The sequence below is a fragment of the Coraliomargarita algicola genome, assembly GCF_033878955.1.
In the GTDB taxonomy this organism is placed as follows: Bacteria; Verrucomicrobiota; Verrucomicrobiia; order Opitutales; family Coraliomargaritaceae; genus Thalassobacterium; species Thalassobacterium algicola.
Genome location: NZ_CP138858.1, coordinates 4651908 through 4666129, shown reverse-complemented (window position 1 = coordinate 4666129; position 14222 = coordinate 4651908). Strand labels below are relative to the sequence as shown.

General features: G+C 51.5%; 8 protein-coding genes. 1 reads left to right on the top strand and 7 read right to left on the bottom strand.

The genetic code is table 11. The features are described 5' to 3' along the window. Positions 1-56: 56 nt before the first annotated feature. Genes SH580_RS19240 through SH580_RS19220 form a run of 5 tightly spaced genes read right to left on the bottom strand, consistent with a single transcriptional unit; the run spans position 57 to position 10534 of the window. A complete protein-coding gene (locus tag SH580_RS19240; RefSeq protein WP_319832435.1) occupies positions 57-1787 on the bottom strand; it encodes an autotransporter-associated beta strand repeat-containing protein in 1731 nt (576 codons plus the stop codon). 54 nt (positions 1788-1841) lie between these two features. Then, positions 1842-3281, bottom strand: a complete 1440-nt coding sequence (locus tag SH580_RS19235; RefSeq protein ID WP_319832434.1) for an alpha-L-fucosidase — start codon at positions 3279-3281, stop codon at positions 1842-1844. Positions 3282-3289: 8 nt separating this feature from the next. Next, positions 3290-7300 (bottom strand): phage head spike fiber domain-containing protein, encoded by a 4011-nt coding sequence (locus tag SH580_RS19230; RefSeq protein WP_319832433.1) that lies wholly within the window; start codon positions 7298-7300, stop codon positions 3290-3292. 10 nt (positions 7301-7310) lie between these two features. After that, positions 7311-8390, bottom strand: coding sequence for an SGNH/GDSL hydrolase family protein (locus tag SH580_RS19225; protein WP_319832432.1), 1080 nt, complete (start codon positions 8388-8390; stop codon positions 7311-7313). Then, positions 8381-10534 carry a beta-galactosidase gene (locus SH580_RS19220; RefSeq protein WP_319832431.1) on the bottom strand — a complete coding sequence of 718 codons (2154 nt, stop codon included), beginning with the start codon at positions 10532-10534 and terminating at the stop codon, positions 8381-8383. Before SH580_RS19220 ends, SH580_RS19225 begins: the two co-directional genes overlap by 10 nt. 174 nt (positions 10535-10708) lie before the next feature. Between SH580_RS19220 and SH580_RS19215 the strand changes: the two genes are divergently transcribed. After that, complete coding sequence (locus tag SH580_RS19215) at positions 10709-11824, top strand: substrate-binding domain-containing protein (RefSeq protein ID WP_319832430.1); 1116 nt, start codon at positions 10709-10711, stop codon at positions 11822-11824. A gap of 15 nt (positions 11825-11839) precedes the next feature. On the opposite strand, the gene SH580_RS22255 is transcribed toward SH580_RS19215, so the two are convergent. Next, positions 11840-11917, bottom strand: coding sequence for a PEP-CTERM sorting domain-containing protein (locus tag SH580_RS22255; RefSeq protein WP_425607166.1), 78 nt, complete (start codon positions 11915-11917; stop codon positions 11840-11842). 95 nt (positions 11918-12012) lie between these two features. Then, on the bottom strand, positions 12013-14103 hold the full coding sequence (locus SH580_RS19210) for a beta strand repeat-containing protein (RefSeq protein WP_319832429.1): 2091 nt from the start codon (positions 14101-14103) through the stop codon (positions 12013-12015). Positions 14104-14222 lie beyond the last annotated feature (119 nt).

The window sequence follows — 14222 nt, the reverse complement described above, 5'->3', positions numbered from 1 at the left end:
AAAAAGTGCATCACCGAAGCGATGCGCCTTGATATATACAATCTCCACGGAGGCACTTACTCTACCCGCCGACGCAACATCACTGCACTAAGTGCCAGGCAGCCAGCCATTAAAGCATAGCTGCCAGGCTCGGGAACTGCGGTGTAAACCAAGTCCAGGTTGTTGCCATTTTCAACGATGCTGAAGACACCATTCAAATCATTCTGAAAACCAGCCGTATCAAAGGCAAACTTGTCTGCACTGAACCCAGTCACACCCGTCGAAGTCGCAACAATGCTCGTCCATACATAGCTTTCGTTCGGGTCCCAAGCGTCCAATAGACCTTGCGTGCTGCTGTCACTCATCGTGACTAGCTCAATGTTGAACGGAGTGCCCGCTGAAGCGGCTGTCAGATCCAGACCACCGGTAATGACTAATTGATCCCAGTCCACTCCAGCCGTGCCTGTGCCGTCTGTCTTAAACTCAAACTCCAGCGTTCCGCCCCCATTCCAAACCTGAGCACCTGTGCTGAGGCTGCCGATACTATTCCCCGGAGCAATTGTGTTACCAGAGGTGACGGTGATGCCCGAATCGATGGCACCGATACCACTTAATTTACCTCCCGTGGACCCTGCCGCGAAAGAAACCGCTGCGGTTAGAGCGGTCGTCGAATTGTTATAACTAAACTCTGCAGCCGCGTCCGTCGCCGCCGTTCCAATGGTCACCCCGCTCGTGCCACTTAGCACGCCCGTAGAGCTCACGCTTAACTGGCCTTCACTCACAGTTGTTGCCCCGGTGTAGTTGCTATTAGCATTGGTCAATGTCAACGAGCCGGTGCCCTTCTTATGCAGATTCAACGTGCTACTGGCATTAACCAAGGCCAATTGGCCAGCGTAGCTCGTGTCATCTGATTGATTCACGGTTAAAGTCCGTGTCTCGGTATTGCCAATACCAATCACACCACCGTCCCCTGAAAGCTTACCGACCTCAAGATTGCCATTGAGATTCACATAGCGCTGGGTCGTCGTGGCCGTGGCAGAGCTGGAATAGAGACTGGCGCCATAAGTTTCCAAACTGGCTGAAGTCACGTTTGTTCCATTGAACTGCAAGTTATTCAAAGCTGTGGTATTCGCCACATTGGTGTGAGTGATGGTTCCCGTAAACCCATTCACATTATTGACTCCAGCAGTCCCGAGGACCGAGCCATTGTCGGTGCCACCAAAGTTCAAAGTGCCCGATCCCGTAATGACGCCGGTAAAGAATGTGACACTTGTGGTCGCGACAATTGAAGTCGTCCCTGTCACATTCACCGCATTCCCATATACACCAGAACTCTGGATGCTGCCGCCCCCTAGATTTAGACTGCCACTACCGAGCGCCCCCGCAATTCCAAGAATTAATGTCCCATCATTAACGGTGGTGCCACCGGAGTAGCCGTTGGCGACATTAAACTGCACAGATCCCCCGAACCCACTTTCAAGAGTTACCGAACCTGAGCCATTAATGGCGTTGGTGCTGAAGGAATAGGCATTCGTGCCCGCACCGTCGTCGGCAAAGAGTATGGATGCTGGGCTCTGTGCCGCCGACAAACTGATGTCTAGATTCGCACCGCTGCTATCGCCAAACTGCACAGCATCGCCAGCCGTATAGAGGTTTCCGGTGCCATCGGTCCAATTGGCTGTGGTCGTGTCCCAGGCGCCATCGCTACTGCCAGTCCAAACAGTGGCGGCCTGAGAAGTATGCAACATCGCCATTAAGGCAGAGCTTGCGATGAGAGGGATTGTTTTTTTGATGAGTATGGGCTTCATGGGTCTATTGTGTTTTTTATTCATGTTAGTATGGTTAGAATCTGCGCGATCAGCTCATCTCCGCACGGCTACATTGATGGGCATCTGCAATTGGATGACTTTGGGCAAAGTCGATGACAGGGGATGAGGCACCTCCACGGTCAGCTGACCGGCTTCATAGTGGTAAGGTATTGCATGCCCCTCGAGACTGACTGCCAATGGTTCTTCGATGCCCGAAAATACAACTGGTGTATCCACCAGCCAATGCACATGTAAATAGAGCGTTTCGCCACTACGGGTGACAGGAACATTACACTGCTCGGGCCAATAAACAGTGCCTTCGACATCAAACACCGACTCAGCATTGTCCTGCATCCATGCGGCGATCTCTTCCATTCGATCATAATAGGCCTGAGGCATTTCACCATGACAGTTGGGCGCGGCATTCACCACAAAGTTGCCGCCCCAAGCACGGGTCTTTCCTAATTCAGCCAAAAACCATGCCGTCGGCTTATAGATTTCATGCTTAAGATAGCCCCAACCACCATCGCTCAGTTCGTTGCAATAATCCCACCACCCGCGATCATGTTTCTCTTCAGGAAAAGCATTCTCTGCCGCGCTGTTAAAGTCACCATAACGTCGGCCACGGTGATTAATCAAAATTTGTGGCTGCAATTCCCGCATGCGTTGCACACTCATGCAATCCCCACCAGGGCCATCAAACCAAAGGAGATCAATCGGCCCATAGTTGCCCAGCAATTCTTCAAGTAGTAAACGATTGTATTCCCTTACTTGCTTTCGCAGTTCAACGGGGCCAAATCGTGAATGTATCGGATTGCCCTGTTTGGCAGGCGTATAAGTCGTGTCCGTGATCGGCTCCCAGTTGTAATCCAAACAAGGTTGATCGGGGTCACAGGAGTAGTTCATGTACTCACGCGACTGATACCAATCTGGCGGTGAGAAATAGAGCCCCACTTTCAGTCCATGCCGTCGACATGAATCGACGTATTCCTGGACCAAGTCGCGGCCTCCCATGTATTTCTTCGTATTAAAGTCACCGTGCTCGCTCGGCCATAAGGCAAAGCCATCATGATGCTTTGTAGTCAGAATCGCGTATTTAAAGCCTGCTTTCGCTGCTGCCGAAAGCCATTCATCGGGGTCGTAGTTTTTAGCGTCAAACTGCTCCGCACTCTGCCAATAGACCGAAGGCGGGACGTGCCGAGTCACTGCCGGCAAGCCACAGTAATGGCGTTTACCCTCTGCATAACCTGGGGGCCGTTTAATCATCCCCCACGACAGATCATACTGACCTTGCACGCTGGATATACCCCAATGAATAAAAAGCCCGAGCCCAACCCCGGGGAACCACTGTGCTCCAGGATGTGGATTGCGCTCAAAACCTTCATCTACAAACAAGTCATCGTCTGGGATGTATTTAAAAAACTCCGACATATCCGAACCATCAAAAATGTCGGCCATCTCCGTTTTTTCACTCTGCTCGATCGTTTTATCCATAGTCAATCTTACTGTTCGTCCGCAAGAATCATCAGCGGCCACAAGTGTGGTTTGTAATCACAGTGACTCCCCGCTTCTGTGCCCAGAGAGAGTCCCTTCGGGCAACCACCGACATCGGGGTTCGCATCCTTATCATGCAAGTAGAGCGCAAACCCAGCCACTGTTCCCTCACGCAAAGCGATCGGCTCGAGGAAGCGACGATTGAAGGTGATGGTGTAGCTATAGCCCTGCTCTGTGATTTGGAAGTCATTCACCACTTGAGCCGCGGCTTCTTCTTTGGTCGGCATGGACACACCACCGGCGAATTGCCAGTTCACGCCACGCAGGCGCCAGACTTGCCCACGCCCCGACTCCATATTCTTTGAGATGGAGAAATCGTAGCGGTAATCATCCTCATCATACGTCTTAGCCAGATTGGTGCGGCCATTCGCTCCAGTATCAAAATAGACCTCAAGCGAGCCATCGTGTGCATAGAGACTTTGCTCCGACTTAGCACGCTCCCACACTTTTGGTGAAAGAATGAATGTATCGTCTTCGGCCTCCACGCGCAGGTAGAGATGCTTCGTATCCCATGCCAATTGATAAGTCGCTTTGAGGTCCTCGTCGCCAGTGAACAAGTCGGGCTGATAACGATTTTTCAGCTCCAATGTAGGAACCTCGCTCCAGTCGGGCATGCCGTCTGTCTTCGGCACATAGAAGTAATCCATCGCCCACGCTTTTTCAACGGCTTCGCCACGCTCGGGTATGATGGAAAATGTCAGATCCGCCGTATACATCTCACCCGGTGTATTTCCTTGGGAGCCAGGAACGGTCAGCAATGCTTCCTCTCCACCGTCCACTTGATAGGGAAGTATTTGCCCTCCGATTTCGAGTGCGCCCGACTGCGGACGTCCGGTCAAATTTTTCACTTTGGCAGCGACCGAACCGTCGATCTCCGGCACCATCGAGACGGCGACGGTCGAGGCGACATTAGTCGTTTCGGATTCCTGCAGAGCCTTCGTCAGTCGCTCGACATTGGCGGCTTTAACGAATAGCGGTGCGGGCGTGAGCGGTATTTCTATATAGCCTGCTGAATCGGCTTCGACCTGTCTTTGATTACCCATTAAATCATAGAATTCGACCGGCTGATCAAATTTCACGAGCAGCTTCGCACCGCGCTTGAGTCCATTCTCGACATCGTGATTGGTGGTCCAAATGGGGGCGATGCCTGAGCCATCTTCCAGTTTAAACGAGTAACCACGCACGCCCGGAAATGGCTTAATATCTTCTTGAAATTCCACCCATGGCATCAGATGTCCCAGTGTATTGGAAGCCTTACACATGAGAATGGGTGAGAGATAAATATCTACAAAGGGACGCGAAATCCAGACATTGGTCGTTTTCAATTGTGGCCAGTGTTTCAAGCTCATGATCCATAAGCGGGCCGCACTTGCGGCATGGATAAACTCGCGATTTCCGATATCGTAGGTGGGGCTACCGCCGGTGCGATAGGAATCCCCCCACTTATCGGCGCCCCACTGAGGGATGTTCACCCAAGGCACATTAAAGGCTTCCGGGTAATAGATTGCCGTCTCTTCTCCATAACCGTAGCGAGCCATCTGCGCCTGCAAGCGAGCGGTCTCCTCATCGAGGTCATAGCTCGAAAGCGTTCCTTTATCCAAATTCCAATATGGGTGAACCGAAATCGCATCATATTTGAAGCCCTGTTTATCGGCAGCTTTTAGATAGCCTTCAATCGCATCGTAACCACGCAACTTGGAATAGCCACTGGTGCCATGGGTCGGCGCAATTAAGACATCAGGGTGGGCCCTCCGTAGTCCTTTAATAAAGGCCTGCTGTATCTTAAAATACTCATCATACATTTCATTACGAATCAGGTAGCCACCTTCTTCTTCATTGTGAAATGCCCAACTAAAAGCTTGTTCGGGGTCATATTTGAGCGCTTCTTCATAAGAAATTTTCTCAATGCGCTCGAGTAACTCTGGGGGCACCTCCTTGGTATGGAAGAGTTCCTGCCCCAAGCCATCAACTTTCCCGCACATAGTGTGCACGTAATTGGCAATCCGATATTTCTTCTGGAAATCTTGTATATGGGTCGGCCGACCTTCACGCACGATATAGCCATGGCTGGCGGAACCTAAGCCCCATTCCATAAACTTCCGTGCCAGATCTTCGCCGCGAGAGGTCGTCACATAGCCTCCATTCGACCCCATCACATCCTTGGTCGCATGCGTGTTATCCAAAGGAGCCATAATCGACATCCGGTAGTAATCGGTATAGGTCTTGTAGCCATCGACTTGATAATCTGCACGAATACCGAAAATCCCTTGCCCCAAGTGCTTCGGATCGAGATCCAGGGCCACGCGTTGCTCCCCGCATTCACCCATCACAATATCAAGCTGAGCCAAATAGACCACCTCTCGGTAGGCGTTTTCAACACGCACTTCCACCATCCCCGAAGTGTTCGGCTGACCAACAAATTCGAAGGCTGCCTCAAGCGGTTCCCCGAACACCAAATCATTATCTGGATTAGCGGTGGTAAAGAATCCATCGATCGGGTCCGAGGCAAAGGGACTCACCGAATCCCCCACCTCAAGCTGAAAACCATCAATCAAGACATTGCTCTGATAGCCCGACAACTGCACATGCACACCAGCACCATCCGCGACAAAGGTCCGTGAATAGCGTTGCCATGTATCCGTCAGCGTGAATTTCGCATCTGGGTTATCTGCATCGCCAAAAACATTGCCCCAGCGCTTACCAACAAACTTGCCTCCCTGTGCCGTGCTTGATAAGGCCACACGTAAATCCGATCGAGCGCTCGTCTGTGTTTTCGCATAGAAACTCAGCGTATAGGTTTTTCCATTATCCAAAGAGAGTGGGAAGGACTTCATCGTCGGTGCCTTGTGCTGGGTCGTGCGCAGGATCAATGCGCTCTTGCCAAATAAGCCTTCGGCAACGATGTCATAGCGCGGCGGAGATTCTGCCACATACCAACCACTGTCCCCCCAGGACCAATAGCGAAGCCCTTGTTCGAAACTGGGATTCGGAAAAAGGTTCAAAGTAGGCGATTCTGGGACGTGAAAGCCATTCATCTTCCAGAAGTCCAAGCCACCGACGGGGGGCGGCGTCTGCTCGAGTTCGGCCGCTGCACCGAAATCGATGATCAAGCTGCCCTGGGTCTGCTGGGGTAGATCGATACGTGCATAGATATCGAAGATCTCTTTACCGTAGCCTATAAAAAATTTTTCCTGTAGGGTGCCCTGACTGCCTGCCGGCAACTGAATCGTGTAAGATTCTGCGGGGTTCGAAGCTTCAAAGGCAATGTCGCCAGAGACGGGTCTGCGCTCAGTCAACCCGACCTCCATGAGTGCCGCAGCTGCCATTTGTTCATACGCTTCGCCACCAAAGGAAAAACGCTTACCCCGATGATTCTCACGCGAGGAAAAATTCAAAGCGATCGCGGGTTCGTCTTCCAGTTCCTCTTCGCTAATCCCCCGATCATAGGCAAGCTGAATGCATGAATCATCCAAGGCACTCAGAGTATAGCTAAAGCTTGCAACACGCCCGCTTTGCGTCCGATAAGGCTTTCGGTAATGAATCGTTTCAGCAGTCTCATCGATACTCAGCTGTTCAGGTTGCCCCTCTAAACCTTGAAATGGGGTGCCGTGTCCGTATTGATTCTGCCCCCAGAAACTGAGTCGCCCCACCTGCTTGCCGTCTGCGTAAATGGTGACCGAGGCATCATTCACAATCTTGTTTCGTCCTTCGATTCTACGGACAAACACAGCTTTATTGCCCACTGCGTAGGACGCTTGCTGGTGCATCGATCCATCCAGAGAGAAAGAGCCCACATTGAATACAGGCGTTTGCTTGGCATAGCTACTCGCCTCGAGATAGGGAGTCGGATCCGGAAGCTGACCGAGCGCATCGTTGGCGACGGCCGATTGACTACTCAAAATTGTAGCGATCAAAGTCGCCGCACGAAACATTACTTTAGAGGGGGTATTTTTTAACATATTGAAAGACTTAGTAAGAATGGTTTGAAAGCGCTTGCTTGAGTATAGGAAGCACATGCTCGAAGATTTTGTAGAAGCCTAAATCATTTGGATGGCAGGTATCGACGGTACACCAAGGACGATGCCGATCACCAAAGAGTTGCTCGCCATCGATAAAGTAAACATTCTGGTCTCCGCACGCATTGGCATGACGCCACGTACGGCGAATCACCTCGCGTCGCTCGCGACAGGCTTCGGTATTTTTATAATCCCAAAAGTCACAGCGTGAAATAAGGAGAATGGGCAAGTCAGGCTGTCTTTCTCGAATGATTTTAAAAAAGGGTTCATGCGTCGCTCGCAAGGGCTCCACCGTGGCGGGGTTATGATCATAGTCCATCACGAAGGCACTGAGCTGAAGCTCACTGATCGCCTCTGCCAGTGACATCTCTCCGTGGGCCGCCCCCGCAAAACCAAGATTGATCAACTCCACGTCCATCTCTCGGCAGAGCATGGCTGGATAGGCGTTTCCGGGACGCGAAGCGCAAGCGCCTTGGGTGATCGAAGAGCCATAGAATGCGACGGGAGCCTCGATTCGATGCGGCATCGGCTCTTTAATCATTGCGTCGGGACTCACTCCGATTTCAAGCGAATCGACACCGCTATACAAAGGCAGATGCAGCAACCACTCCTGCATGCCTGCCTCATTACCCACTATAATTTGCTCGATCTGAATCTGATCGCGCTGCGGCTTTACAGTGGCCACATGAATCGAATCGGCCCCATGCCCACGATACAAGTCAAAGCCCATGCTTCCCGTGCGTGGCATGTGGTCCATATCGCAGTTCTCATGCAGGCTTGCGCGCAGAGCGATATACCGAGCATCAGTCGCAAAACGGACGACTCCCCCACTGGTGTGATGTGCCAATCGCAGTTGCCCTTCATTCACTTCATTTTTCGTAAAATGCGGTGGCAAACGATACAGCGCTTGATCGGTCCGCGACCAAGGGAATCCTTCGACAACGAAGGGAGCTTTCCTCGCATCGAGGAAATGGATGACTTCATCTCCGATCTGTTGAGATCGAAAATTTGAATCAATCTCGTCTATCCGCATAACACCGTCCAACCCCATTCATTTAAACGCACTTGAATCTGATCCGACTCAAGGACAACGGCACACTCGGTCTCGGAATTTCCAATTTCCTCAACATCATTCAGCCCAGGAATGCGGAGCGTACATGTATTCGCTTTGTCATCCATATTAAGAATAAAGATCATCCGGCGCCCATCAGGTAACTGCCGAATAATCACCTGTATATTGATGCGACTCTCATCACTGATGTCACTCAATTCCCACGCGGGCTCAATCCCTGCCGCCTGAACTCGTTGGCGTAACTCTTGTCGGAATGCTTCACCTTCGGCGTAGCTAATTGTGGGCAGCTTGAGGTCTTCAGCTTGAAAAGGTTCATTGAGTTGATAGGCATTACTCAAAAGCGATGCATAGAGCACGGCAGTGCCACGACCAAAGCGGTGACTAACAATTGCAGGATCTCCATTTTCAAAACTCGCTTCAACCAGTGCAGTTTGAACATCGATTTCCGCCTTAAAATCAGCGGCAGGGATACCGCCACAAGTCGCTTCTTGAATACGGCCAAGATCATAAACTTGTGCCCCAAACACATCGGTCATTTTCCCAGGAGTCACTTCATGATGGACGCCTTCCATATTCTTGATGGCAAAGGGAGACTCGGCGATCAGCGTGCCGCCCGCCTCGACAAAGCTACGCAAAACAGACGCCATGGCATCGGACACATAGGGGCGAAATGGAATGTAGAGCACTTTCACTCCGTCCAAAATACCCTCCATAATTTGGCGTGCGTTACAAACTTGAGGCCGCACACCGATGTGCAGAAAGGCATTATATAAATACGGGACATTGGTCCAATAGCGCCCATAATACCCCTCGGCCGCCGCCAAGGTCGAGCAATCCGTGGAGTCCAAAATCATCACCCCTGAATGATCGGTATGATGATTGAGAAATAAGTCGGCATGTTGATTGAGAAACTGCCCCAAACGCCCAAACTCCTCGGCTCTCGGCGTAACGCGTCCATCCCAGCCAACCAGATTGAACTCACCTGCCTGGGCATCCGACACGCGACTCCGGTAGAGCCAACGAATGAGCGAGCGGGCACCAAAGGCAATATAGTGCATATCCCGCGCATTCATCTTACGTGGTGAATAGGTGTAGGGCTGCATACCGTGCACCCAAGACACAGGCCCCGCCTCGGTCTCCACCACCCAGAATCCATCGGGATCGGCCCGATTCGGTTGAAAGCCTTCCTGTATGCGCCAAGCATTCTGAACAAAAGTAAAGTAATAGGGCGTAAACTCACCGATCTTCCCCTGCCGATGCACCGTGTAAATGCTCACTCCAAGAATGTCTTCTTCGCCAAAGATATCTGCCTCCGACGGCACTGCGATATGTGAAATCACTGGAGTCGTCGCATCGACTTCTTTGATCCATGACTGAACTAGATTAAACTTATTGGTACGATTACCCGCGACAAAAGATTTCCAGTCAATATAGGGCGCATAGCCTCCATGCTCAAAGCCCGCCTGTGCCTGTGGGTAGACTTCGTCCCAACTATCGAAGCGGAGAGGAAACTCGGTGCTCCACGCTTCCATCAAGCCCTCCAATGAGTGATACTTATCTTTCAGAAATGAACGAAACGCCGCGATCGAATGCTCACAGAAACACTCAGAAAGTCTCGGCTCATTCCACCCCGACCATGCCAACAGCGCGGGATGATTCTGATAGCGGGCCACCGCTTCTTGAATAAAAGCTTTTGCTTCGCGCTGATAAGTCGGATCGTCGTAGCACAGGTAGAAGCGATTGGCCTTCAGTTCAGGAGTCGCTCCCTGCGTTGGAGTTAAAAGCGTGCAACCACATTCATTGACTAGCCAGCGTGGCGAATAAATCCCCTGCAGGCTACTGAAAGTTCCGCCCACGTTGGCCAAGACTTTGACGCCCTTTTTAGCCGCCAGATCAAAAGCATGGTCGATCCGCGAAAAATCACGTTGGCCGCGTTGGATCTCAACGCGATCCCAGCAAATGAAGAGCCGAAAAACATTCAGCCCGAGTTCCTGCATATTCGCTATATCCTCCTCCCATTGGTCGATACTGACTTCACGCGCTTTGGCGAGCGGCGCATACGAAGCACCTACAGGGAAGAAATTTTTTGGGGCAGACTGCGACATCTATAAGTACGTAGTTTGGGGTTCGTTCACTCCCAGGTCAGGCGATCTGGGAGAATCCATGAGATAATTTGTGCACCGATTCTATACTGTATCATCGAAAGTAACCATTTCGCTTTGCGAATATTTCTTTGCAAATTGCGACATTTCCTCACAATACTCGACCTACCCCCTAAAATGACCACGCCCTTAAAAATCGCGATTTGTATCAGTCATCAATATGAGTTCACGCGTCAGCGCACTGTCGGTGCGGGCCAATACGCAATCGAACGAGGTTGGGATGTCGAAATCATCCAATCAGCTAGCATCGAATCACTTCATGCCATCGAGAATACGAACATCGATGGCATCATCACCTTTGGTTGCGATCAGAACTTAAGCCGTTGGGCGGAATCCCGAAGGATCCCAATTATAGAAACCGCACGCCCGATTCATCCAGAATACCCACACCCTTGCGTGGTGCCAGATGAAGCCCAGATCGGTCGATTAGCTTTTGAGCACCTGTCGTTGAATCCTAGAGCCGCTCTTGCCTTTATAGGAAACACCAGCAACCCGCATTCGATCGCCCGGCAAGCCGGCTTTGAGAAACAAGTCCTCGCGGCAGACCTCGAGCTGCGCGTATTGGATACGGACAATGCAAGCACTACCAAAGCGATCGTACCTTGGTTACAAGCGCTCCCCACCCCGACGGCCATTTTCACCTTCGACTGCACGCTCGGTAGAAAACTCATCGAGGCATGCAAATTGGCAGGAAAAGCCATCCCGGAAAGCATCAGCGTACTCACTGTCGGGCAGGATGAAATCCTCTGCAGTTTGATTCAGCCCCCCATGTCGAGTATCCAGATCCCCAGTCGACGCATCGGCCAGCAAGCCGCCATGCTCCTTGAAAAACGCATCCATGGAGAAGCCACGCCAAGTATCACCTTAGTGGAAGCTTCTGAGATCATTGCACGACGCTCGACCCGTGCGGATTACAGCGACGATCCACTCGTCCGCAAAGCCTTGGAGTATATCACCTCCAAGTGCCATCAAGCACTCTCTGTATCAGAGGTCGCGATGGCCGTCGGCACGAACCGCAGAACACTCGAACGACGCTTCAATAGCAATCGAGGTCGAAGCATCCATAGCGAAATTTCCGCACGTCGCATCGAGAAGGCCAGAGAATTACTCCGCTCTTCTTCGCTGCCGATAGAAAGCATTGCGGAGGATTTGCAGTATTCGTCTGCCGCCTCATTTTCGAGGGCCTTTAAGGCGGCGACTGGCTGCCCCCCCAAACTGATTCGCAAGAAATAAACCCTGTTGGCGGCACTACCCGCGACGGCGACGCAGCATCACAGTTGACCCGAGAACGATGCTCACCAAAGCAAACATACTTGGCTCAGGCACGACAGTGTATGTCAGCTCAATCGACCCGGTGCCGTCATTGAAGTTCAGAGTGCCACCGCCAATACCTTCGCCTAAATTAAGAACCAGTCCACTCGTCAAATCGCTTCCAATAATGGTGCTGCCATCATCGCTGTAGAACTCAAATAGCGATACCGTGTATTCTCCCGCAAGCTCAGTCCCGAAAGGGTAATGTTCAGGTCATTATTATTCAGCACGAGATCCCCTGAAACATAATTCCAAAACTGCAATTGATCAGAGGCACCCCCAGAGCCATCCACCTCGAAATTGAAGGCCGCTCCGGCATCCATGGTCAGCAAGGCTGCACTCGTATCGGCTCCGTTTAAGGTCAAGGTGCCGATGCTGTTCCCTGGTGCAATCGATGAGCCACTGGCCACTGAAATCGATTGATCGACACTATTGACGACGCCTGGCTTAATCATGCCCGAACCGCCGAGCACACCCGTTTCCGCCGCGACTGTTATAGAGACTCCGGTGCCGTCTGCGGTCAGTGCTTCCGATAGTTCAATGCGCCCCGCAATCGTCGGATGAATGTAGGTGATAAATGTGCCTTCAGCAATGCCAGCACCAGAGAGGCTCTGCCCGACGTGTAAGTTGCTGGTATCCACTCCGGTGATATAAGACTGCCCCGAGCTCATATCCCCCGTAATCGCAGCTGAATCATAACCGACCTGCAGACTACCAGAACCTGTTGTCGAACCCGAGGCTCCAGAACCACCATTCGCATAGAATGTCGTGCCTTCGATCACACTGGTGCCTCCACGGTAACTACTATTGGCTCCGGAGAGAATGACTGCCCCCCCGCCATCGATGATGACCGGGGCATAACGAAAACCTTCTCCATATTGATCATCCACAATGTCACCCGTGAAGCTTGCAGTTGAGCCGCCGACGGCCATCAAGTGCACATTGGGACTCCGCTGCTTATTCATCGTTGCGACATCTGCATTGTAGCTCACACGCTGCACCGTCAGCTTCCCGTTAAAGGTGGCCGTAGCATCCGCATCCCGCACACCGATCGTCACAACATTCGACATCGCCGCATTCTCTGTGTTGTTCCAGACAGAATTGGCCCACAGATCAGAGTTCACCGTAATGCCATCAATCGCGGTAAAGGATGCGTCCGCTAGGCCCTGCGTGGTCGCACCACCGTTCCCCAACGAAATACTCACCGCATCTTCGCCCGAACCGAACGCATTATTATTCTCGATTGAGAAGTCGCCCATCGTCAAATAAACCGCAGAGTTCGTCTGATTCCCGGATCCTTTGGAAGAGGTCAAAGTTGAGCCATCCTGTTTAAAGCGCACCAGCAGAGCATCTTCCTGATTAAAAATACGGAAGCCTCCGTTGAGTTCTCCCGTCCAGGCCCCCGTGATGTCCATCGTTGAGTTTCCAGTCAAAGAGCCCGAAAATTCAATAGTCCGAGTGCCTCCGGACTGTGAATCAAAGAAGATCGGCGTGTTCATACTGAGCGCTTGGTCCGCACCAGACAGATTGTTATAAAAAACGCCCGTCGAACTATTATTTTGCCACTGAATGGCGTTTGTGCCCAAACGGTTGACTTGATCGTTGCCCAGGAGATAGAGCACACCAATGCCGTCTAAAATAAAATTACCGTCATAAGCGGCCGAACTCCCTCCATCAAAATAGAAGGCCGTACCGTTGACCCCGGATATCGTAATATCGCCGCTACCACTTAAATCAGCGGACATGTAAAGCTTACCACGATTCCCATTCGTTGAGCTCTGGGTCCAAGTCTGGTTCGCAGTCGCTTCAATCGCGCCCGTGAGATACACACTGCCATTGCTTGCATCGCGAAGATTCGTAATCCCCCCCGCACCGATACCCAACGTATTCGCACCCGTATCCAGAGTGTAATTGTCTAAAGTCGTGCCATTACTAAAAGTAAGACTATTCACAGCACCCGCTGTCGCCCATGTGGCATCCACCGTGCTAACGTAATTTGCTGCTGGAGCCTGAAAGATGATATCGTCTCCACTGGTCGCAGGAGGATTCGGGCTCGTATCCCAGTTGGCGCCATCGCTCCAGTTTCCGTTGACAGAACTCGTCCAGGTAACAGTATCGGCTTTGAGATCAACAGTGGCCAAACCAGTCATCGCCAGGCAGGTACCAATTAGTCCACTAGAGAATTGTAGGGGTTTGTTCATAAGCAATAAGAGGGGTAGGTTGCAAGTATGAGAATGACACGTAAGTTAATACGTCGTCGAATAAACTAAAGACTATCACAGTAAGAAGAGTCAATAGTTTTTCTTTACACTTCCTTGAC